The organism is Granulicella sp. L46 (assembly GCF_009765785.1).
Lineage (GTDB): Bacteria > Acidobacteriota > Terriglobia > Terriglobales > Acidobacteriaceae > Granulicella.
The window spans coordinates 613,254-637,377 of record NZ_LMUT01000025.1; the positions used below are offsets into that span (position 1 = coordinate 613,254).

12 protein-coding genes and 1 pseudogene are annotated in these 24,124 nt (G+C 56.3%); 11 read left to right on the plus strand and 2 right to left on the minus strand.

Annotated elements, in window-relative coordinates; translation table 11 throughout:
• From GSQ80_RS23170 to GSQ80_RS22535, 6 genes and pseudogenes are all read left to right on the plus strand, one after another.
• Positions 1 to 548, plus strand: a pseudogene (locus tag GSQ80_RS23170) (hypothetical protein); the annotation flags it as partial.
• 63 nt (positions 549 to 611) lie between these two features.
• Positions 612 to 1,193, plus strand: a complete 582-nt coding sequence (locus GSQ80_RS22515) for a hypothetical protein (protein ID WP_174241381.1) — start codon at positions 612 to 614, stop codon at positions 1,191 to 1,193.
• Between the two features lie 9 nt (positions 1,194 to 1,202).
• Positions 1,203 to 1,733, plus strand: a complete 531-nt coding sequence (locus GSQ80_RS22520) for a hypothetical protein (RefSeq protein ID WP_254059871.1) — start codon at positions 1,203 to 1,205, stop codon at positions 1,731 to 1,733.
• 174 nt (positions 1,734 to 1,907) lie between these two features.
• Positions 1,908 to 3,608 carry an endonuclease/exonuclease/phosphatase family protein gene (locus tag GSQ80_RS22525; protein WP_158789858.1) on the plus strand — a complete coding sequence of 567 codons (1,701 nt, stop codon included), beginning with the start codon at positions 1,908 to 1,910 and terminating at the stop codon, positions 3,606 to 3,608.
• A 181-nt stretch (positions 3,609 to 3,789) separates the two neighbouring features.
• Positions 3,790 to 4,707, plus strand: a complete 918-nt coding sequence (locus GSQ80_RS22530) for an OmpA family protein (RefSeq protein ID WP_254059872.1) — start codon at positions 3,790 to 3,792, stop codon at positions 4,705 to 4,707.
• 811 nt (positions 4,708 to 5,518) lie between these two features.
• Positions 5,519 to 6,793, plus strand: a complete 1,275-nt coding sequence (locus GSQ80_RS22535; RefSeq protein ID WP_158789859.1) for a hypothetical protein — start codon at positions 5,519 to 5,521, stop codon at positions 6,791 to 6,793.
• 96 nt (positions 6,794 to 6,889) lie between these two features.
• Here the strand turns inward: GSQ80_RS22535 and GSQ80_RS22540 are convergent, their stop codons facing one another.
• A complete protein-coding gene (locus GSQ80_RS22540) occupies positions 6,890 to 8,746 on the minus strand; it encodes a CRTAC1 family protein (RefSeq protein WP_254059873.1) in 1,857 nt (618 codons plus the stop codon).
• Positions 8,747 to 9,272: 526 nt separating this feature from the next.
• On the opposite strand from GSQ80_RS22540, the gene GSQ80_RS22545 reads away from it, so the two are divergent.
• The 4 genes from GSQ80_RS22545 (at position 9,273) to GSQ80_RS22560 (ending at position 18,735) form a co-directional block, all read left to right on the plus strand.
• Entirely contained in the window at positions 9,273 to 12,896 is a 3,624-nt protein-coding gene (locus tag GSQ80_RS22545) for a TonB-dependent receptor (RefSeq protein WP_158789860.1), read from the plus strand.
• 7 nt (positions 12,897 to 12,903) lie between these two features.
• Complete coding sequence (locus GSQ80_RS22550) at positions 12,904 to 14,835, plus strand: lipopolysaccharide assembly protein LapB (protein ID WP_158789861.1); 1,932 nt, start codon at positions 12,904 to 12,906, stop codon at positions 14,833 to 14,835.
• 188 nt (positions 14,836 to 15,023) lie between these two features.
• Positions 15,024 to 17,465 (plus strand): TIM-barrel domain-containing protein, encoded by a 2,442-nt coding sequence (locus tag GSQ80_RS22555; protein ID WP_254059874.1) that lies wholly within the window; start codon positions 15,024 to 15,026, stop codon positions 17,463 to 17,465.
• A 94-nt stretch (positions 17,466 to 17,559) separates the two neighbouring features.
• Positions 17,560 to 18,735 (plus strand): multiheme c-type cytochrome, encoded by a 1,176-nt coding sequence (locus GSQ80_RS22560; protein ID WP_158789863.1) that lies wholly within the window; start codon positions 17,560 to 17,562, stop codon positions 18,733 to 18,735.
• A 487-nt stretch (positions 18,736 to 19,222) separates the two neighbouring features.
• On the opposite strand, the gene GSQ80_RS22565 is transcribed toward GSQ80_RS22560, so the two are convergent.
• Positions 19,223 to 20,221 (minus strand): amidohydrolase, encoded by a 999-nt coding sequence (locus tag GSQ80_RS22565; protein ID WP_158789864.1) that lies wholly within the window; start codon positions 20,219 to 20,221, stop codon positions 19,223 to 19,225.
• A gap of 370 nt (positions 20,222 to 20,591) precedes the next feature.
• Here GSQ80_RS22565 and GSQ80_RS22570 point away from each other — a divergent pair, with 370 nt between their 5' ends.
• Positions 20,592 to 23,996: a glycosyl hydrolase gene (locus GSQ80_RS22570; protein ID WP_158789865.1), complete on the plus strand. Its 3,405-nt coding sequence runs from the start codon at positions 20,592 to 20,594 to the stop codon at positions 23,994 to 23,996.
• The last annotated feature ends 128 nt before the right edge of the window (positions 23,997 to 24,124 follow it).

Consider the following 24,124-nt stretch of genomic DNA (forward strand, 5'->3'; position numbering starts at 1 on the left):
GAGCAACTCGCCAGGGTTCGAACGCTTATGGAAACTGGGGGAGTTCTGTCGCAATACGCGGAGACCAGTGGGCGCAGACAGCGCACAGGACCAACTCCAACGGAACCGCAGCAGGCTTTCGCACCTCTGAGGGAGCCCGGGGTGTCGGTTATAACGGCGCCAATGGAAATAGCGGGTTCGTCGCGCAGGGTAAGGACGATAACGTCTACGCGGGCAGAAATGGCGATGTCTACCGCAAGGACTCAAGCGGAGATTGGCAAAAATATGAGAATGGTGGCTGGGCAGACACGGGGCCAAAGCCGACTCCTCACGCCACGAATGGGACCTCAACGCGAGGTACGGGGCCTTCCCAGCAACCCGCCCGGGACGCGGCCAACCGGCCCGGCGCAGCACAACTGCCTGCAACCTCTTCAGGTACGATTCAGCAGCTCGATCGAGACGCGCAAGCTCGCCAACGAGGAACCCAGCGTACCCAACAGTTCGAGCGGCATGAAGGCGGTCGTTTTTCCCGAGGCTCGGGAGGAACGCCGCGCCGTCGGAATCAGTAAGCGGGCCACTCGGCAGTTCAACGTCATTCAACTCTGAACGTTCAAACGGAGGAAACAGTGAAAATGATATCCAGGCAATTGAAGTTGAAAATTATCGTTGCAGGGCTTTTGGCTGCATCAGCGGTCGCAGGATTTGCCCAGAAGTATGAAACGATTGATGCCCAAGCCTATGGGACGAGCACCCAGATGGGAAAGACCGCCAGGATCAGTCTTATCATCTACCAGTATTCCACTCCCGATGATCAGAAGATTCTGATCGAGTCCTTCAAGAAAGGCCAGAATGACGGCTTGGCCAATGCACTGGAAAAGATGAAAGCGGTCGGTCGCATCTCAATCACAGGTACGTTGGGCTTCGATGTTTCCTACATCCACGAAACCAAGACCCCAACTGGCCGTTCCATCCGCTTCGTCACGAACCGCAGGATTGCTTTCGGCGAATCTTACTGGAACACCCAATCGCAGTCCTTCAATCTGACGGCAGGCGAAATCAGGATCAACGACCAGGACAAAAATAAGAGCGACGGCGTTCTCTATCCAGCCAGCCAGCTCACGATCAACAAAGACGGCGAGCCACAGTGGGACCTCAGAATCAATCCTTGGAGGCTTAACAACGTCATCGTCTGGCCGACGGGAGAACCGAAGTAGTCCGCCATCGTGGATTTATTTGAAGATACGCGTCAACGTTCTATTGAGGGAGTGAAGATGAGAAAACAACTGCATTCTTACAGCGTAATAATCGCAACGGCCACCCTTCTGCTAGGTGGCGTCGTCGCCCATGCGGCAAGCAAGTACGTCTGCGACGAGCCAAAACCTGAAACCATGTGCACCGCGGCCAATACGTGCGGATCAGCATCCGCTGTGTGCACTGTTAATGTGACACGGTCCGGCTATGGCGCAAACGTGAAGCCAGGGTTTCCGAAGGCGAAAAACAATCAGTTTTTCTGCATCAAAGCAGGCACGAAGGTAGTCTGGATGTCCTCGAGCAAGAACACCGGGTTCTCGATTTCGTTCGGAACAGATTCGCCCTTTGACTCTGATAATGCCATCCTCGGCGGCGGAGCAAAGCCGATAACTGTGACGGCCCAAACCCCGGGTTGCTACAAGTACGACGCTGGAGCATTCACGTCCGGGAGCGTCTACGGCATGGCTGGCGGCAGCAAGCCCGAGTTGGTCATTCTGCCGTAACGAATAGAGTGAGCTCCCGGTTATTGAGGGTTGGCATTGTGCAGTAGCGAACTCGGCGAAGAGACTCAATCGAACTCGAAGCACTAGATCTATTCACTTTTTCTGACGGGTTCCGTTTAGCCACGAGAACTTAAGGCAAGTACGCGCTCGATAACGGTTCCTAAGGAGAAGACTGTGACGAAGCTTGGACGGCTATTTGAAGTACCTCTCGAACAGGTATCACTTCTGGCAGCCAAATGTACAAAGACAGCTGTCGTCACAGGCCGATTGACGTTGATTTCGACATTGATCGTCTGTTCGAGCGCCGTCGCGCAGAATGATCATGGAGCGAAGTACGTTCGCGACTCGCACCCCCCGTTTCTGAGCTACCAGGAGCTGGTGACTCTCAACGAGCAGGAAACGGTCAATCCTGCGCTGTCCGAAAAACTCAACACGTTGTTGACGACACCATTTGTAAATAATGAAGCATACTTCGCCGGAACAAGACCTCTTCGTCCTGCCCTCAATGGTGTGGGTCCTTCCTTACGGCTGGTCCAGTGGAATATCGAGAGGGGCATGGAACTCGACGATATTAAGCTATTGTTGACGGACAAAAAGGGTTTCCTTGCCAAGATGCATTCCGAGGTTGCGAGTGGCGAGGACACAAAAAAACCAACGGACGAAGAAATCAGTGCACAGATCGACTTGCTTCAATCGGCAGACGTGATCGAACTGAACGAGCTCGACTGGGGAATGAAGAGAACCGACTATCAGGCGGTGGTAAAAGAGCTTGCCAATGCGCTCAAGATGAATTGGGCTTATGGAGTCGAGTTTATAGAGGTTGATCCAAAAGTCCTCGGTCTGCAATCCTTCGCCAATGTGAAAAATGAGACGGAACGCAAGGAATTGGAGACGCTATTTAGCGTCGATAAAGACCGCGTTCTTGGAATGCACGGAACAGCCATCCTATCTCGCTATCCTCTCCGAGACGTAAAGCTTGTGCCGTTCAAGTATCAGGCCTACGACTGGTATAACGCCGAGAAGAAGTACGGAGCTCTCGAAGCTGGTAAGCGTAAGAGTGCGAGCTTGATCTTCGGAGAGGCGATTGTGCGCGAGGTTCGTCGCGGAGGTCGTACCAACCTCATTGCAACCATCGATGTTCCAGAACTTCCCGAGCAGAAGGTCACGATCATCGCAACCCATCTAGAGAATCGCACGACACCAAAAGGCCGGGTTCAACAGGCAGATGAACTTCTGGATATGATTCGGCCGATCCGTAACCCGCTGATTGTTGCCGGTGATATGAACACGACCGGAAGGGACGGTACGGTGCTCAGCATAAAATCGGCGGTGCTTAAAAAACTGAATAGCCCAACATTTTGGGCTACGCAGGGAATAAAGTATGCCACTGGGGTTGGGGCGGTCATGGATCTTGTCAGCTTTACATTTAAGTCCGCCAAATTTCAGAGCGACCCAACAGCTTCAGGAGTTCCTTTATTGGCGCCCAATCCCGAAGAGAATTTCTTTGACCAGCTGGAGAAGTACCGCTTTGACGATGGTACGCGACTCGATTTCAGAGGCGACGAAGAGCTCTCTGTGAATCACCGTGACGGAACGTTGGGCAATTCGAACGAGCGCGCCAGCAAAGGATTCGTCACGACGTTCTCGTTGCCGCGGACACTCGGAGCCAAAGGAAAATTCAAGCTTGATTGGGTGTTTGTGAAGGCCTACCTAAAAGACGACTCTAAAGCAGCTGATGCCTACCGCTTCGCACCCAGCTTTGCACGCACGCTGGATGATGCGAACGAAGCCCTTGCCCAACCTCTATCCGACCATGCTGCGATTACTGTAGATCTGCCACTCGTGCAACCAGCCTTAGCAGGCCCAAAGAAATGACGATCAGCTGTTTGCTTTCACCTCGAAGAGGCACGTCCGGCATGTCGAATGGCTTCTTGCGGGTGTCTTGTCGAGTCGGTGGCCAGATGTGCAACTACTGTTCAGCCTTTAGCGCCGACAGGGCTTGAAAAGAAATTTCATTTGGCTATGAATTCGCACAAAGCAATATAAGGAGCGGACTATGAAGAGAAATTCCCTAGCAGTTACTTTAGCAGCACCCCTGCTCACGATGATGTTGTGTTCGCATGTGTTATCCGCTCAGGCCACCAAATTGAGCGGACTCATAACCGGACGAAACGGGGCCAGCATGACAGTGCAGACCTCAAGCGACCCGAAGGTGGTGGTGTTGCTGTCGGAGACCACACAGGTCGGGCAAATTCAAGGGGTGTTCAAAGCGCGACGCAAACAAATGTCAATCACCGCGCTGATCCCAGGTCTCCAGGTGCAAATCGAGGGTGCCTATAACGCTCAAAACGAATTTGTAGCGAATTCGGTCAAGTTTAAGGGCAATGATTTGGAGGACGCCCAGACTATACAAGCCGGCTTACAACCAGCGAAGGAGCAAATCCAACAGAGCCAAGCTGAATTGGAGCAGCAGCAAGCAGCACTTGAGCGGCAGCAAAAAGAGATGCAGGAACAACAACAGCAGCTCTCCGCCGCACAGGCGAAGATCGATGCCAACATGGCGGCCATTGAGGCGGCAAACAAGCGCTTCGGACAGCTGGATGATTACAACATCATGGACGAGGTGACGGTTTACTTCGCCAACGGGAAAGTTACCATTGATCCGAAATACAAACCGCAGCTTATGCAACTTGCGGAAAAAGCTAAAACGATCACGGCGTTTACGATTCAGGTAAAAGGCTACGCCTCATCGGTGGGCAGCGTATCGCTGAACCAGAAACTCAGCGAAGACCGGGCTAATAGCGTCACACAGTTCCTTCAGCAGCAGGGTCACATCCCTCTAACCAACATGCTTGCCCCGGGGGCTATGGGGGAAAGTCGGCAAGTGGGCAATGACAAAACGGCGGAGAGCCAGCAACAAAATCGGCGAGTCGTCGTTAGAGTGCTTCAGAACAAAGGGATCGCTGGCAATTAGCAACAATTCAGGCTTTCTGCAGGCGACTTGGAGGTGAGACGAGAAGGCCTGTCAGGTCTAGCTTCCATCTTGAAGGCGCCTTATGGGAATTGTATTGAGCTGGATCGCGAATCCGTCATTCGTAAGAAGCGCTCCCTGCCAGTCACAGAAGTTGATCCGTGGGAATAGACACAGATTATGAGGCTGTTGGATCCGTTACCATTGCGCGCCTTGATGGGAGAACGAAGGGAGCACCGTGATCTTCCGGTTTGAATCGAATATCAGGGGCCAGAACGCGGTTTGGAATCATCGAAAGGAATCCAATGCGTTGGGTGATGCTTCAAGGCAGTGGCCCTCTCGATTGCCTGGTCTTTGTTTCCTCGCGCTGTTCTTTTTGTGTGTCTGCGAATCGCGGAGTCTTTACGCACAAGTTCATGATGACCCAGTCGCTAGACTTCACGGGCTTCTCGCCGCCCTTGAAATTGCGAACTTGTAATCGAAAGTTGCCCCCAGATATAAAGAGATGCAAGCTCCACCGAATCTTGTCGCCCGTTCGCCAAGACATCAGGTACAAGCATTCTTGCATGTCCGATGGTGGCGATAGGCCCAAAGGTGTTAGCAAGCACTCAACAGTCACCGGAGAGACGGGAATGACACCACAGGCGACCGCCCAGTTATGGTTTCCGCACGTGCCAATGTCTAGGCCTTTTTGGTAGGCGCAATTCTTATCCCGATAAGAATCGCCAAAATATTGGGAAACTATCGTTTTGGGGGCCTGCGACAAAACCCTACCGAAACGGTATAATCCGCCACTGGCGAGATATCGAGATATATGGCGGACTACGAGGGCGCTTCGGCGACCGTGTATGGCGAGCATCAGAAAGTTGACATCCTGCGTCAATTGGATCGTCTTCTCGATAATCCGTACTTCTCCCACAGTAAGCGCTTTCCCAGCTTTCTCCGTTTCATCGTCCAGGAGGAACTCGAAGGTCGCGGCGACCAACTCAAGGAGCGCACCTTAGGCATCGAAGTCTTTGGCCGCCACTCCGGCTACGACACCACTTCCGACCCCATCGTCCGGGTCACTGCTGCCGAGATCCGCAAGCGCATCGCTCAGTATTACCAGAACACCGAGAGCCCCGATGAGCTCCGTATCTCCCTTCTGCCCGGCTCCTACATCCCCCACTTCGAGTGGCCATGCGCTGACTCGATCGCGCCGGCCGCTCCATCCACCGAATTGCCGTTCGCCCCTCCCCTGAACGGATCCCCCCACGCTCCATCCGGGCAAGAGGCCATCGCCGGAGACCTGCCACTGTATACGGCCCACTGGCGATTTCATGCCTGGTGGCTGGTTCTCGTCGGCGTCCTGCTATGCGCATCGCTGGTCGGCAGTTGGCTCTGGGTAGACTCGCGTCCAACCACCCTGGATCAGTTCTGGGCACCCGTCTTCGGTTCAACCGACCCCATCTCTCTCTGCTTTCCACAGAGCCCCTTCAGCGGGCAAACCCTGCTCGACGCCTCCGCGCCCAACCAGCAGCAGCACCTCGACGAGCAAATGCGCGGTGTGGTCCTTGACGATCTCCAGCCCTTGATGAGCCTCTCCGGTCTTCTCGAGATGCGCCGCCGCCACTACACCCTGCTGGGTGAAGATACGGCCACGCTGAGCGATCTGCGCAATGGCCCAACAATATTCCTCGGTGCCTTTGACAACACCTGGACGCTACGCATGACCCGCGATCTTCGCTATCGTTTCGGAAACGATCCCGGCATGACCCATTTCTGGATCGAGGATACGCAGTCACACGAGCAACTCCGCTGGAGCGTGGACCGCCAGGTTCAGCAGACCACGCACAGCTATCGCGACTACGCGATCGTAGCCCGCTTCCGCGACGCCAACACCGGCAAGCTCGCCGTCGTGGCCGCCGGCATCGCTCGCGGCGGAACCGTCGCCGCCGGCGAATTTCTCACCCAGCCCGGCGAGATGGACGCCATCAAGGCCCATGCCCCAAAGGGCTGGAACGGCAAAAACATGGAGTTCGTCCTCAGCACCGAAATCATCGACGGTAGCTCCTCCCCGCCCAAGATTGTCGCAATGTACTTCTGGTAGAAATCGACAGAGAATCTACTGATCCTGTTTCAGAACCCACAATTTAAGTGGCTGGGAATTTCTACGCCGCGGTTCGAACGGTCCACGAAACGCCCACTAAAACTTTGTGCCGGAGCCCTCTGCCAAGGTGACGACGCGGTCAATCTGGGAAACGGAAAATCGTTCCTTCGCTCCACTCGGCCAATGCACCTCGACGTCGCCGATGACAGTAGCGTCGCCGAGCCCGAAGTGCAGTCGCGGATCATTGGTGGAAGCATAGCTGCCTCCCGAGATCACGTCGCCCCGCTGGCGCATGTGGTTGGCCGTGAGGTACACCGTCGCGCCAATCGCGTCCCGCGGACTCTTCGGTCCGCCCACCAGCTTGATGTCGATCCAGTTGTGCTTGTCTGGGGACACGTCCAGCAGCAGCGCGGGCGGTCCATCCATCACATTGATGACCGCGTCCATCTTGCCGTCGTTGAATAAGTCTCCGATCGCCATGCCGCGACCCACATAGGTGGTTGCCAGCGCGGTGCCTTCCACCGCCGGAACCAGCTCGATTTTTTTGCCCCCGTTGTTATGGAACAGCAGCGGCCGCTGCGCCCACGAGGTCCCCCATGCACGGTGGTCGACTGACGGGTAGACGTGCCCATTGGTTACCAGCAAGTCCTTCCATCCGTCGTTGTCGTAATCGACAAAGGCCGTGCCCCAGCCAAGGAACGGAATGGTCGGTTCGGCGATCCCCATCTCGTAGCTCACGTCGGTAAAGTTGGCGTCTCCATTGTTGCGGTAGAGCGGGTAGTAGTCGTCCGAGAAGGTCGTGTTATACACGTCGAGCAGCCCGTTGTTCTCATAGTCTCCGATGGCAATGCCCATTGAAGCCGTCTCGCGCCCGTCCCCGTTCAGCGCATACCCCGAGACGTAACTGACGTCGTCAAACGTCCCATTGCCCTTATTGATGTAGAGATAGTTCGGGGTCGAATCGTCAGCCACCAGCAGATCGAGCTTTCCGTCGTTGTTCACATCGACAAAGGCCGACGACAGCCCATAGTAGTCGTTCTTGTCCGCAACCCCGGCCTTCTCGCTCACATCGGTAAAGGTTCCATCCCCGTTGTTGTGGAAGAGATGGTCGGACTCGCCTTTCAGCCCTAGCGGGCCGCACATTACGTTCATCCCGCGAAACTGGCATCCGGCCATCGTCTTGCCGACCGAAGCAGGAAGATCAGCCATGTCGTAATGGACATAACCGGGCACGAAGAGGTCCAGCTTTCCATCGCCATCGTAATCTCCCCATGTCGCACCGGTAGACCAGTTTCCCAGGGTAACTCCGGCCTTCTCCGCCACATCGGTGAAGGTCCCATTGTGGTTATTGTGATACAGCCTGTTCTTCCCGAAGTTCGTCACATAGATATCCGGCCAGCCGTCGTTGTCATAATCACCGATGGCCACGCCAAACCCCCACCGGTCGTTCGTCACTCCGGCCTGTTCCGCCACATTGGTAAACGTTCCGTCATGATTGTTATGGAAGAGCGCTGCATGGGGCGGGATCGTCTTGCCGGTCATGGCGTCATAGGTTGAGCCGTTGACCATATAGATATCCATCCAGCCGTCGTTGTCATAGTCCACGAGGCCAACTCCGGATCCGATCGTGTCGATAATAAAGCGCTTGTCCGGCGTACCCATCTCATGGTGCCAGCTCGTTAGGCCTGCCTGCTTGGCGATGTCCTTGAAGAGCACCGGGCCGCTCTTCACAAAGCCTCCTGCGGTAATTGGGCGGAGTTGCTGGTCGTATATGGCCGCGTGGGCACCTCCGGTTTTCATCCCCGTGGTCGCCCCCTGCGCGCCTTCATCGGGCGTGTTCGATTGCGAATCTGCGGGTGGCTTGCCCGATGTCGTGGACTGAGCGCTTCCCCCGCACGGAGCCAGCATCCCCCAGACAAGCAGCGTCACCGCTGCCGACAGGCTAGGTCGCATGAACCTCCCAAGGCCGTCCATTGCCGCCCGCACCCGCGCACAGCTCGCGTACACAGGACGGGAAGGATACCGGTTATGCCACCAACTCATCAGAAGACTCCAAAAAGGTTCCCCCCATCACAACACTCCGCAGATGGGTTCGCAACTACAGGCAGTGTGCGAGAGGGATCAAACATCGATCATGCGAGGGCCACCGCGCGTCCCTCATCCTGTGGAGATCGTCCTCCACCGGCGGATGGAGGCTTCAACCAACCGGAATATTGCCTTCGTCGTGGTGACAAAACGATAAGACCTCGACTGACTTCCGTTAGTTGGCTTCCGCGAAATTTCTGATAACAAGAGACTTGCAATGAACTTTACCTGATAGGAACCTGACGCAATGCCGTAAAGGCCTTGTCATGCCGTAATTTCCCCATCTACAAGGGGTGAGCTCTGGAGACATATGTTCTTTCGGTTTGAACGGGATGCCGTAAGGCCAGGGCGAGCTGCAAGTCCATTTCGATGTCACCTATTTGGAGGCACCACTTTGAAAGCAAAGATACTCACATGCGTCACTCGAGCCGCCGTCCTGTTTGCATTTCTAATGTGCTGCTCCATCGGGTTGCAGGCCCAGTTGGCGGTAACCACGGCAACGCTCAGCGGCTCTGTCACCGACCCGTCGGGTGCGGTCGTGCCGCAGGCGGTGGTAAAACTTACCAGTACGCTGAACGGCGTCAACCGGACCTATACTACCGACGCGATCGGACGGTTTACCTTCCCCCAACTTGCGCCTTCGACCTACACCCTATCGATTGCGGCCAAGGGCTTCGAGACCTATCAGCAGACAGGAATCTCACTCGACCCTGGCCAGTCAGCCACGCAGAACGTTGCCCTGGTGATTGGGTCAATGAGCCAGGAGATACGCGTCAACGCTGAGGCCTCTCAGCTCAACACCGATAACGCTAATGTCTCGGCGGACCTTGACGCCAAGCAGATCGTAGAACTCCCCCTGAACACACGCAATGTCTACGGCCTTACCACACTTAATTCTTCGGTGAACAATACCTCGGAAGGTCAAATGCTGCTCGGCGGCGGCAGCAACAGCACGGACAACGCCGATCAGGACATTTCGTTCCTCAACTTCGGCGGCGGCTTTTTTGGCACCTCGGCCTTTATGCTCGATGGCTCCTGGGATACCGATCCGGAATGGGGCGCGGTCATCTATGTGCCCTCGGTTGATGCCGTTCAGGAATTCAAAATCCAGAGCAACTCCTTCACCGCTCAATATGGATGGAGTACCGGCAATGTGGTCAACGTCGTCACCAAGTCTGGAACCAATTCCTTCCACGGCGACGCCTACGAGTTCTACCGCAACCAGGCTCTCGACGCCAACCTCTGGTTTGCCGATCATGACGATACGCCGATTGCCAAGCTCAGCCGTAATCAGTTCGGCCTGTCCGCCGGTGGTCCGCTCTACATCCCCAAGATCTATAAGCAGCGCGAGAAGACATTCATCTTCGGGCTTTACGAGCACTACCAGGTAACCACTCCAAGCATCGCCACATATACGGTCCCCGATTCCAACTTTCTCAACGGCAACTTCTCCGAGCTTCTAGGCTCGCAACCGACAGGCCACGATGATCTAGGCCGTCCGATTTATCCCGGACAGATCTACGATCCCCGCAGCGCGCACCAGATCACGGTCGGCGTTACGCCCGGCGCAGTAAACAATGACGGACAATGCAATCCATCCTGCTACATCCGCGATCCCATTCCAGGCAACATCCTCAGCAACCTTGTCAATTACACCCCTGATCCCGTGGGTTCCAAGCTGTTGAGCTATTACCCCAAAGCGACTCTTTCCGGATTGGCCAACAACCTGGTTGTATCGGGAGCCGCGCCTGCCGTCTCCAACGAATACCTGATCCGTGTGGATCACAACATCTCCAACACGGCCCGGGCGTACTTCCGCTACTCTTACAAGCAAGAAACCAAGACAGGATCGGCAGAGAACTGGGGCAGTGATCCCGCAGGTCCCGGCAACCAGCGCCCCAACAACCGGTGGGGTATGTGGGCAGGGCTATCGAAAGTATTCAGCCCCACCTTCACCATGAACATTACCGCGGGCGTCCAGCTCTGGCATGAAACTTCGGATAACCAGTCGTTCGGATTCGATCCGTCTGGAGAACTCGGACTTCCGCCGTATGTCTCGGAGACCTACCCCCTGTTCCCGATTGTTGACGTTGGTAGCCAGTCCCCGCTTGGTCCGGGCAGCAACAATCAACAGGCGGTCACCAACCACGGCCCCATCGGCTCGGTGGCGGTGGACTTCGTCAAAATATTTGGGAAACACACGCTCAACTTCGGAATCATGGGAGTGGAGCAGGTGGATAGTCAGCACAACTACTTCCAGGACACGCTGCAGTTCAACGGAGGCTTCACTGCAGGACCGAATCCTTCCTTTGGATCAGGCGTTGCCAGCGGTAATGGCGTAGCGGAGGCGCTGCTCGGCACACTGGACTCGGCAAGCGCTGGAACGGCCTACAACCCGCTGGTCTCAAACCACCTCATCGGCGAGTATGTGCAGGACGACTGGAGACCGACCCCCAAGCTTACGCTCAACCTTGGGATTCGGTATGAGATTCAGACCCCCGTCACCTATCGGGGCAATGAAGCCTCCATCTTCAACCCCGAAGTTCTAAACCCCATCAGCTACGCGGTCAACACGCCGCACCTCGGCGCGCTCCAGTTTCTCGGACCCGGAAACCGCTATGCCTACAACCCCAACTATGACAACTGGGCGCCGCGCCTCGGCTTGTCCTATCAGGTGGTGCCCAAGCTCGTCATCCATGGCGGCTATGGCATCTTCTATCCGCAAGCCGTTACCTGCTGCTTTCCTGGCGATCCGGATGGCTTCTCAGCAACCACGTTTGCTAACACCAGCCTAAACGGCGGAATCAATCCCAATCCGAACATCAGCACCAGCGACCCCTGGGATAACACCTACAACCAGATCACTGGCAACTCCCAGGGCGAATACCAACAAGTCGGCAACGGGTTAGGCAGCGTCTGGAGAAGCCGCCGGTCTCCCTATGTTCAGCAGTGGGTATTCGGCTTGCAGTTCGCCATCACGCCGAATGATTCGGTCGACATCAACTATCTTGGAAACCGTGGTACGCGCATGATTACGGGCGGTTATGATCACGACCAGTTGAACCCGCAGTACCTGTCGATGGGTACAGCAGCTCTCCAGGCACAAGTCCCCAATCCGTTCTACGGCTCCATTACGTCGAGCAGTTGCAATCTGAACGGTCCGACCGTACAGGAAGCGCAAGTCCTCTCACCTTACCCGCAATACTGCCTGGCCAGCGTAAGTGAAACCGACGCCCCTGTCGGCTTCTCCGATTACAACGCCCTGCAGATTACATATAATCACCGCATCACCCACGGGCTGACCGCGATGATCTCCTACACCTACTCCAAGTTCCTCGATAACGTCGAAGGCAACCAGAGCTGGTCGTACAACGGAAACAGCGGCCCGGCCAACAACTACAACTTGGCTGCTGAAAAGAGCGTCGACGGCTCTGACATTCCTCATAGCCTCGTCGCAAGTTACATCTATCAATTGCCGGTTGGCCATGGCAGAGCTTACGGTTCGGGCATGAGTCGCACTGCCGACGCGATACTCGGCGGCTGGGAGATTTCCGGAATCGCGACCTTCAAGACGGGCATCCCGATCAGCATTTCCGGCAATGACATCAACACCTTCGGCGGCAACCCACGGCCTGACTACACAGGAAGCCTGCATGTCCCCCACCCCACTATTAAAGAGTGGTTCAATACCGCGGCCTTCAGTTTCGCCAAGTTGGCTATCGACGGTGGTGACACCTGGGGCAATGTTCCGCGCTTCTTCTCAGACCTGCGCGGACCGCACTACCAGAACTGGGATACCGCGATCTACAAAAACTGGTACCTCCCCCACACGATGAGAATCCAGTTCCGTTTCGAAACCTTTAATACCTTCAACCATCCGAACTTCTACTCGCCATCGGGTACGGGTTACAGTGGTTGCGATCCCAATGCGACCTCGTCCTGCGCGAGTAACTTCGGGCAGATCACAAACACGTTCCCCTCTAGAAATATTCAGCTTGCGGGGAAATTTTATTGGTAAATCCGCATTGAAACGATGGTTCACATTCTTAATCTTTCTCCTGCTGGCCGGACGCTCATTCGGCCAGCAGGACCAACCCTCCAGTCTTGAGTCTCTGCTGGCGGCAGCGCAGCAAGCGCAAGCTGCGAACAACTATGCCGCTGCGGCGGAATATTTCAAACAGGCAGTCAAACTTCGCCCCAATACCCCGGAGCTGCGCGCCAATCTCGGGCTCATGCAACACGAATCCGGGCAGTATTCCGAAGCAATCCGGAGCTTTCAGGAAACCCTCCGGCAGAAGCCATCGCTCTATGTTCCAAATCTTTTTCTTGGCATCGATTATGTGCGAGCGGGAAACGCGAAAGAAGCCCTTCCATTGCTCCTAAAGGCGGAAAAGATGAACGCAGCCGATCCTCTTCCACCTCTGACGCTTGGTCGTGCTTATTCTTCGCTGGGCGAATACCCCCAGGCCATCCGAGAGCTGCGCCGCGCAACCCACCTCGATCCACAAAAGGGTTCAGCGTGGTTCGATCTCGGAATCGCCCAGCTCGATCTGGTGGAAGAGGATGCGCGCGCCATGACCGGCAAATACGCCGACACCTCGTACGCCAAAGCCCTCTATGCCGAATCGCTGGTGAAGCAGGCTCGCTATAAGGAAGCCGCAGATCTCTACAAAAGCATTCTCGCAGCAGCCGATCAGCCTCCCTGTATGGGATCGGAGGCAAGCTTTTTGTCCCTCAAGCGAGGAGATGCGCAAAATGCAGCGCTGCAATTCACGGCCGAGCGCAGCCGGCATCCTGAATGTTCCCTCGCCATTCTAGGAGAAGCGCGTCTGCGCATCGATGCGGGAGACAATCAAGCTGCACTTTCACTACTCCAGGAACTCTGGAACAGGGATCACAGATTTTTCGCTTTCAGCGCTCCGCTGCTCTTCGATGGCATCGCCCCCGATCATGCTCAGAGCTTTCTGAATGAGCTTGCACAGCAGCAATCCACCGGTAAAGTCGATCATCAAATTTACGCTGCAATCATTCAATCAATGCAGGCGCCTTCGGATGCAGCGCAAGAGTCAGCCACCGCTCAGAATACAGCGCCATCCCGGATTGCCGCGCACGATCAAGGCCGCCAGGCGTATCAGTCGGGACAATACGCCCGCTGCGCCGGCCTTCTAAATGATTCGTTGAACAGCGGCAACGCCGCCACCCTCGAGACGCTGGCTGCTTGTTCGTTTTTCACTGGCGACTACACGCTGACCTCCGACGCCGGAAGCGCGCTTCAATCACTGCCCTCACATCCACAAGCGCAGGCGCTCTACTGGTCCATCAAGGCGAATGAAAAGCTGGCATTTGAATCGCTCACACGCTTCCAGCAGCTCGAACCCGACTCCGCGCGCAGCCACATCCTGCTCGGCGACATCTACCGCCAGCGCGAACGCTACGACGATGCGCAGAAAGAATACTCAAAGGCTCTCGACCTTTCTCCCAACGATGCTGCCGCCCTGCTCGGCCTGGCAACTGCATACTTCGACGACGCGAACACCGCCAGGACCATTGAAATTGCGCGTAAGGCTCTCGCCCAGAGTCCAGACGATCCAGAGATCAATCTCCTGATGGGAGAAGCATTAATCTCTCAGCACAATTTCTCTGACTCGGAGCCATATCTACTCAAGGCCCTCAATGCCAAGCCGCAGATGCTGCCACATGTTCACGCTATGTTGGGTGAAGCCTACGCGGCCGACGGAAAAATGCAAGACGCGCTACGCGAGCTGAAGCTGGGAGTGGATAGCGATCAGGACGGCAGCATTCATTACCAGCTCGCACGCCTGTACGGTAAGCTCGGCGACACTGCCGACGCGGCCGTCGCCATCCAGCAAATGAAAGTCCTCCAGCAGAAGCGGCGCGAAAGCGCGGTGATCGCGGTGCAGGATTCGCACCCCGCCAGCACCGATGACGTGCCGTAACTGCTCCGATCCGCGCGAATTTCCAAGCCCCCAAAATGACTGCCCAAACCAAATGGGTTTCACCTCCCAAATGATTTTATTCGAGGATACGAATGCGAAAGTTTTGCTCTTTAAGCGCGACTCTCTCGTTATGTCTCGCGCCTTCGGCCCTCGTTCTCCATGCCCAGCAGACTCCTGGAAGGCAAGATTTGGTTGTCCTCGACCGCGCCACCGGTTTCACCGCGCTGGCTAACGGAGTCGCCATCGCAGACGGCTCCGCGAGCGAAGAGATTATTGCGCTGCGCGACAACGTCATCCGAGTTCGCATCGTGCCCAATGGCACCCTGCCGGAAAATGCGTCGTGGGCTGTTCTGCCGGATGCTCTCCGCAGCCACGTCAATGTGAAGCCCGAATCCTCCACAACGTCGTTCGGCTTCCGCACCGCCGCGCTCGATATTGAGATCGACAAAAGCACGCTGCAACTTACGGTGCGCGATCTCTCCGGAAAAATCGTGCAACAGGACGCGCTGCCCGCCCGCTTTGAAGGAACCAGCTTCCGCGTCTTCAAATCGATGCCGCTCGACGAGCACTACTTCGGCCTCGGCGACAAAACCGGTCCGCTCGACCGGCGCGAAGAAGCCTTCTCGCTCTGGAACACCGACGCATACCGTTTTGAGGAATCGACCGACCCCATCTACAAAAGCATTCCCTTCTTTATGATCTATCAAGCCGGTATCGCATCCGGCATCTTCCTCGACAACACCTGGCGCACGAGCTTCGATTTTGGCAAAGAGATCCCCGGGATCTACTCCTTCGGCGCCGTAAACGGCCCGCTGAATTACTACATCCTCTATGGGCCGTCTCCAAAGCAAGTGGTTGAGACGTATGCGTGGCTCACAGGAAGGCCGCCCCTGCCGCCCATGTGGTCGTTCGGCTACCAGCAATCGCGTTATACCTACACTCCGCAGGCGCGGGTGCTTGAGGTGGCACAGCGCCTCCGCGACGATCACATCCCCGCCGACGCCATCTATCTCGACATCGGATTTCAGGAAAAGAATCGTCCTTTCACGGTGGACACAAAAGCCTTTCCCGATTTTTCCGGCATGATCGCGAAGCTGAAGGCACAGAACTTCCACGTGGTCGCCATTACCGACCTTCACATTGCAAAGCTTTCCGACCAGAACTATTTCCCATATGACAGCGGGATGGCCGGCGATCATTTTGTGAAGAACCCCGATGGCTCCGTCTACACCGGAGTCGTCTGGCCTGGCCCCAGCGTCTTTCCCGACTTCACGCAGCAGCAGACGCGCGCCTGGTGGGGCACGCTCTACGGGAACTTTCACAAGCTCGGCATCGAAGGTTTCTGGAACGACATGAATGAGCCTTCCATCTTCAAGACGCCCACGCACACCATGCCCCTCGATGTTGTCCATCGCATCGACGAGTCGGGATTCACCCAGCGAACCGCAACGCACGCTGAAATTCACAACGTATACGGCATGGAAAATTCACGCGCCACCTTCGAGGGGCTGAGAACGCTCGATCCCAATCTGCGCCCCTTTGTGCTCACTCGCGCAACCTACCCAGGTGGCCAGCGCTATGCCGCTACATGGACCGGAGACAACAGCAGCAGTTGGAACCATCTCCGCATGACAACCTTCATGCTCAAAAATCTCGGCCTCAGCGGGTTCGCCTTCAGCGGGGCGGATGTAGGCGGATTCGCCGGAACGCCATCCGCCGATCTGCTAACCAAGTGGCTTGAAATCGCTGCCTTCCAGCCCATCGACCGCGATCATACCGAGGCCGGAACCGGCGATCAGGAGCCATGGGTCGGCGGCCCCGCGCAGGAAGCTATCCGCCGCCGCTTTATCGAAGAACGCTACCGCCTCATGCCCTTCCTCTACACCCTCGCGGAAGAAGCTTCACGCACTGGCCTTCCCATGATTCGCCCACTGTTCTTCGAATATCCCAACGCCGCTCCCGACCGTCATCCAATCGACATCGACAATCCAGCCTCCGGCGAATTTCTGCTAGGACACGATCTGTTGATTGCCCCGTCGCCCTACCCCGACCAAACCGACAGCTATACCATCGAGTTTCCTTCGGCTGATTGGTACGACTACTGGACCGGAGAGAAAGTCAGAAATCCGGGCCCGCCCGATCCCGGCCCCAGCCCGGCGTTGCCCGCATCCGCTCAGGTTCAACTTTCCATCCCGGTCGTACCGACTCTCGCAAACCTTCCCGTCTTCGTTCGCGCAGGCTCTATCCTCCCCATCGCGCCACTGGTTGAAAGCACGAATCAAATCCCACAAGGCCCGTTGTCACTTCGCGTTTACGCTGGAGACGACTGCAACGGTAGCGTCTATCAGGACGATGGACGCACCTACGCTTATAAAGATGGCGCTTACCTGCGCATAAACTTCACCTGTCAAATCGCATCGGACGGCTTTCACCTGCGCGCAGGCCCACAGGAAGGAACGTATCCACCCTGGTGGAAAGAAATTCGCATCGAAATCTATGGATGGACGCCCTCCGCGAACACGGCATCGCTCAATGGCAAACCTATTCAATCAACCGCTTCGCCGATTGACCACGGATTTGCCATTACCATCCCCGCACGTTCAGAGAGCTTTGACTTGCAACTCAGGTAAAGCGTTCTGCCGAAGCCGTGCCAATCCTCACGTACCTCAAGGGCGAGACATGAGGCAACCCGAATTTCGTAGCCAGCAAGATGAAACTCTTCGCATGCGGCGCACCCTCAAAGCTCGAGTCCCTCTCTTCACGCTAGCCCTCGCCGCCTCAGCTCTATGCATCGCCCAGACAGCCGCTCCCATCCCTGGACTCAGCCTCACCACGCTCGACCGCATGCAGGGTCCCGGCTGGTGGCCCACCAAAGGCATCTCTCCCGCAAATGCCTACGTCGGAGAAGCCGCTTGCGCCAAGTGCCACATCAACATTGTCGCCACGCAACATAGCACGCCCATGTACCACGCCGCAGCGCGCGCCGAGAACACTCCGCTCCTCGCGGAACACCCCGACATGACCTTCCACGAGGGCCCCTACACCTATGCCATCCGCCACAACAACTCCTCCGTCAGCAACGGAGTCGCAACCGCCGCACAACCCATCGCATGGGCTTTCGGCAACGGAGAATACGGCCAGACCTACATCCTCGAATCCAGCGGCCAGTACACCGAGTCGCGTCTCAGTTACTACGCCTCGCTTCACGCGCTCGATATCACCACCGGGCACTCCACCGAACTCCCCAGCACACTCGAAAAAGCCTTAGGTGATCCCCTCAAGCCTGACACCGCCCAGCATTGCTTTAGTTGTCACACAACCGAAGCCGTCGTCTCCGATAGCTTCCAGCCAGAAAAAGCTATTCCCGGAGTTACCTGCGAAGCCTGCCACGGTCCCGGCGCAAAACATGTCGCCACCATGACCGCCGGCCAAGACGACATGTCCGCCGCGACCATCACCAATCCCGCATCCATGTCGCCTACCGACTCTGTCGACTTCTGCGGAGCCTGCCACCGCACCTGGTCCGACGTCACAATGCTCATGCCCGCGAACATCGGAATCGTTGTCGTCCGCTTCCAACCGTATCGCCTAGAAATGAGCCGCTGCTGGGGCACCGCCGGAGACCCGCGCATCACCTGCATCGCCTGTCACAACCCGCACCAGCCGCTCGTTCAATCAACAGCCGCCTACGACATAAAGTGCCTGGCCTGCCATCGCGCCCTCAATGGCCGACGCGCGAACGAGCCAACCCAGCCCCACGTCACTGCACCGGCCTGCAAAGTCGGCGCGCACGATTGCGCTTCCTGCCACATGCCGCGCTATGAAATCCCCCAGACCCACGCCTCTTTCACCGACCACGACATCCGCATCGTCCGCGCCCGCGACACCTTACCGCAGTAGGAAAGATGACCTCATCTAGAAGAGATCTAAGAGTCGGATATCAGGTGTCCTGAACTGCGGCATTTAGGGTGTATCCGCAATATCGGATCGATTCTTTCCGATCATCGGTATGGGAATGCTGCGGACTTGGCAAAAGAAATCGCCGAATGGAATTTACCCGATAGTTTGTAGGGCTGATAACTGCAAGTCGGCAATGCTCAGTGATCCGCCCAGGCTCGATTGGAATCGATGTTAGCTGTGGCCCGCGGGGCAATGCACTCATCGAGGAACCAGATTCGTGCTTCGGGTGGCCGGCCTCTCTGGGCATATTGCGCTTCGCATCGAAGAATCCGTTGAAGTGAGGGAGCCTTTCCGAAAATCGGTAGGATTGAGCCCCTATCTTGCGCAAATGAGCGTTTCCGGAACTCTTTGGGATGAGTCTGGGGAACGAGCAGTCTTTGCTGAATGGCTAACTTTAGCCTTAAGCATCAACCCTTGCCGTGGAGGTTTACGGCGCAGGTTGGTTTCGCAGTCGCCGATGCCACTTGTAGGCCGCAATGGAGTTCTTCCAGAAAAACTTCTCGCAGACGCTACGGCCTTTGGGCGCAACATAACCGCGTACGATCGTGAGCGTCTCGTCATAGGTCGCCAGGTGATCGCTATTTGGCCAATCGCTCCCATACAAAATGTGGTCTTCTCCAAAGACATCCCATATACCATCGAGCCTCGCCTTATAAAAAGCTTGACCATCCGGCACAATCCCATCGACGCGAACCGGAATTTCTGACAGCTTGATGAACACGCGAGGATTTTCGCTCAGGTGGCGCAACACCGACCAATACTCCTTCCGGTCGGGCGCTGCTGTCGGTATTGGCGACGACGGCAGATGATCAATCACTATGGTTAAATCTGGAATTCGCTCCGCTACATCGGCGAGCGCGCGGATCAACTCCGCATTTGGGTTGGCACTATCGAATTCGAGGCCAAATTCGGCAAGTCTCTTGAGGCCAGCGATGAATCCTGGCTTCTTCATATCTGATCCCAAATTTCGATTCCAAAGATTTCCATACCGAATCCCTAAAAACAGAGGATTGGCACGCAGTCGCTCCAGCTCACGCAGGTAAGAAGGCGAGCCCGGAACAAGGTCGCCGACCATCCCCACGATCATCGGATTCGTTTCCGCGACTTCAAGCACCCAGTCGTTATCGCTGGGTAACGGGCTGGCTTCAATGGCGATGGCGCCAACAACGCCGAGAGGCTTCGCCACCGCGGCATAGCGCTCTGGCAACGCTGGCTTATAAAGGATGGGATCGCTCGTTTCCGGCCAGGGAACTCCACCCGGGCGGCGTGTATCGAACAAATGAATATGAGCATCGAGGATCGGGATCGATGCAGGAAGGATCGATGCAACAGGACGTGACGCCCAGGCGAATGCTGTCGATGCTGCAAGTCTCAGGACTTCCCGCCGCTCCACGAAGCCTCCAATGCCTTGGAAATCGATCTGCACGATGCTGGATTGAGGCCCGGATCCGAAACACTCCGAGGCATTTGGGTTGTCTCTACATCGCTCTCATGAAATGGTGGCGATGAACGCCCAGCAAGCTTGTATTCCAAAAGAAAAACAATTTCCATCCAACGCAAAAGCATACTGACGGTCTAAATCTGTTGTCAAGCTATGCAGTCGGGCGGATGGACCACCGCGCGTGCGTCTCCTGCTGGGTGTGCGTATTGGATGAATGTGTCTCTAATGACATATTTGCTCTATTGGTTCTCAGTGTGATATCAGAGTGTGTGTTTCTGGAGCCGAAAATTGCGCTGCCTGGTTGCTGGCCGCGTTCTGATCGAAGCCGCGACAGATAGTTTGAAGGGGATCTCCCATGACGAAACGCTATACGACCGCAGTCCTGACTATCTCGCTTCTCTGCGGAGGCAGGGGCATCGGAGCGCAAGTACAAACCAAGCCGGACCCGTTGCTGCAAGGCTTTGAGAATCCGCCGAGCACCGCAAGGCCGAGAGTTTGGTGGCATTGGATGAATGGCAATATCTCCGAGCCCGGAATCAAATTGGATCTGGAGTGGATGCATCGGGAAGGACTAGCCGGCTTCCAGACGTTCGATGCCGCCTTGGCAACGCCCCAGGTGGTCCCGCATCGCCTCGTATACATGACGCCGGAGTGGAAGGACGCTTTCCGCTATGCGACAACTATCGCCGACCAACTCGGAATGGAGGAGGCCATCGCCGGTTCCCCGGGATGGAGCGAAACCGGCGGCCCCTGGGTTCCTGCCTCGCAGGGAATGAAAAAATATGTATGGAGTGAGACGGACGTGGAGGACGGCCAGACCTCCAGCATTGTGTTGCCACATCCCCCCGCCAACACGGGCGCCTTTCAAAACCTGCCTATCCATGATGAATTGGAGGCTCCGGACGGCACTAAGCCAATTCCGCAGTTCTATGCCGACTCCATCGTGATTGCCTATCGTAGGCCAGCCATCGACGCGCCGTTCGAATCCCTCCATCCAACGGTAACCTCAAGTGGAGGCGCACTCGATATCGCGATCCTGACCGATGGCGATCTGCTCAAGACAACTGATCTCGCCATCCCCGCCGCCGGCGCAGACGCCTGGATTCAGTATGAATTTCCGCAGCCCAAGACCATGCGAGCCATCACCATCGTTACCAAAGACGTGCGCGGGTTCACCGCCGCGTTAGCCGGTTTGTCGAACCCAAAGAAGACGCTCCAGGCTAGTGACGATGGCCAGACCTTCCGCACCGTGAAAGAGCTTCCGAATGGCGGAGCGCCCGAGCAGACCGTCTCATTTCCTGCTGTCACCGCAAAGTATTTCCGCGTCGTCTTCACGAAGACGCCTCCCCCGCCGCTCCCTGCCTGGGCGAAGAACATGGACCCCAAGACCCTCGGCATTAAGATGAGTCCGCCTCCTACGGCCTACAAAATCGCCGAACTGGAACTGCATCCCGGTCCAAGGGTGGACAGGTTTGAAGAGAAAGCAGCATTCGTCCCTGTCCCGGATCTGTATGAATTTGCAACTCCCCCGGTTGACCCGAAAGCCGTAATCCAGAAAGGTGACGTCGTCGATTTGACGAGCAAGATGCGTCCCGACGGTACGCTGGACTGGACCCCTCCTCCCGGGAAGTGGGTCATCCTTCGCTTTGGCTATTCGCTGCTTGGAATCACCAACCACCCCGCAACCGCGGAGGCTACCGGGCTGGAAGTCGATAAGCTCAACCGCGCCTACGTGAAGAGCTATATGAGCCAATACCTCGATAGTTATAAAGATACGGTCGGTGCGGACAACATGGGCAAGCGAGGCATCAAGTATGTGATCACCGATAGCTGGGAAGCTGGCTCGCAAAACTGGACCGACGACATGATCGCCGAGTTCAAGACGCGTCGCGGCTATGATCCAACCCCTTGGATGCCGGTTCTCACCGGTCACATCGTGGAAAGTTCTGAGGCGAGTGACGCCTTCCTCTGGGATTTTCGTAAAACCATCGCAGATCTCACCGCGGACGAGCATTATGGCCAGGTTCAGGCCTCTTTGAAAGAACGCGGCATGGGTCACTATGGCGAGTCCCACGAGTCCGGCCGAGCCTTCATCGCGGACGGTATGGAAGTCAAAAAGCTCGACGACATCCCCATGGGAGCAATGTGGACACAAGTCCCGGGAGTCAATGAGATTCAATATAACTACAACGCCGACGATCGCGAATCTGCATCCGTCGCGCACATTTACGGTCAGAACATCGCCGCGGCCGAGTCCATGACAGCGGCTGCCGCACCCTGGGGCTGGTCGCCCGCAACCCTCAAGCCCACAGCCGATCAGGAGTTGCTCAACGGCATCAACCGCTTCGTCATTCATGAGTCCGCACATCAGCCGCTCGTCGGCAAAGGTACCAAGCCAGGTCTTACCCTCGGACCCTTCGGCCAGTGGTTCAATCGCAATGAAACCTGGGCCGAAGATGCAAGTTCCTGGGTAAGCTATCTCGCGCGTAGCAGCTATATGTTGCAGCAGGGACGATTTGATGCCGACTTGATTTATTTCTATGGTGAAGATTCAAACCTCACCGCCATCTTCAATACCAAGGCTCCCAACGTACCGGCGGGATATGGCTTCGACTACATCAACGCCGATGGATTGATCCACGAATTGAGCGTCAGTAATGGTCGAATCACAACTAGAAGCGGTATGAGCTATCGCGTACTCGGACTCGATCCCTACAGCAAACATATGTCTCTGCCGGTACTCCGCGCGATTCACCAGCTCGTGGAAGCCGGTGCTGTTGTGGCTGGCCCGCAACCCATTGACGATCCAAGTATCGCCGATGATCACGTCGAGTTTAAAAAACTAAACGCAGAACTATTTGGAGACGGGACGGGAGTTCATCATGTCGGCAAAGGCACGGTGTATGCCGGTCAAGACCTGGCGGACGTTTTCCAGACTCTAGCTGTTGCTCCGGATTTCGATTACACCAAGCCGGAGAAAGATACGCGGATCCTATTCGCCCATCGCAAGCTGCCGGATGGCGACATCTACTTCGTCGACAATCGTAGCGATCATGATCAAGCAGTAGACGCAAGCTTCCGCGTGACTGGCAAGATCCCGATGCTGTGGTATGCCGAAACCGGTACGACGCAGCCTGTTTCCTACAAAATCGCGGATGGCCGCACAACACTGCCTCTGCAGATGGAACCGTGGGGAACCGTATTCGTCGTCTTCCGTAAGCCGACAACCCAGCCGGCGCGGACGATACCGGCCCCGGTCTCAGCAGGAGTCGTCACCGTAAACGGCCCCTGGACCGTCAGCTTCACGCCTGATCTTGGCGCGCCCCCATCCATCACGCTGCCCAATCTGATCTCATGGAGCGACAGCACCAACGCTGGCGTGAAATATTTCTCCGGCAGCGGAACCTACACCAAGACAGTTCACGTCCCCGAAAGCCTGTTCAAGAAGAATGCTCAACTCTGGATTGATCTTGGCTCGGTGAAGAATCTTGCCGATGTTACGGTAAACGGCAAGAATCTCGGCACCGTTTGGCATGCCCCCTACCGCGTCGATGCAACCGGTGCACTGAAGCCCGGAGACAACGAGGTCACGATCAAAGTAACTAACGCTTGGGTGAACCGGTTGATCGGCGACCAACAACCGGACGCCACCACAAAATATACGTCGACCGATGTCAAACCCTACAGTGCGGATTCTCCCTTGCTGCCATCGGGTTTGCTCGGGCCTGTCCAGATCTCATCTATAACAGCGCAGCCATAGCGTGCCGGAGGTAGAAAGTTCGCTCGAGCGTGCGACCGCACGCATACTCCGGAGGTTGGCCTGGACGTGAACCGTGTTTGGATGCATCACCGAAGGTCTCAGCGTCTGCGCCTTCGCGACGTTGCCCA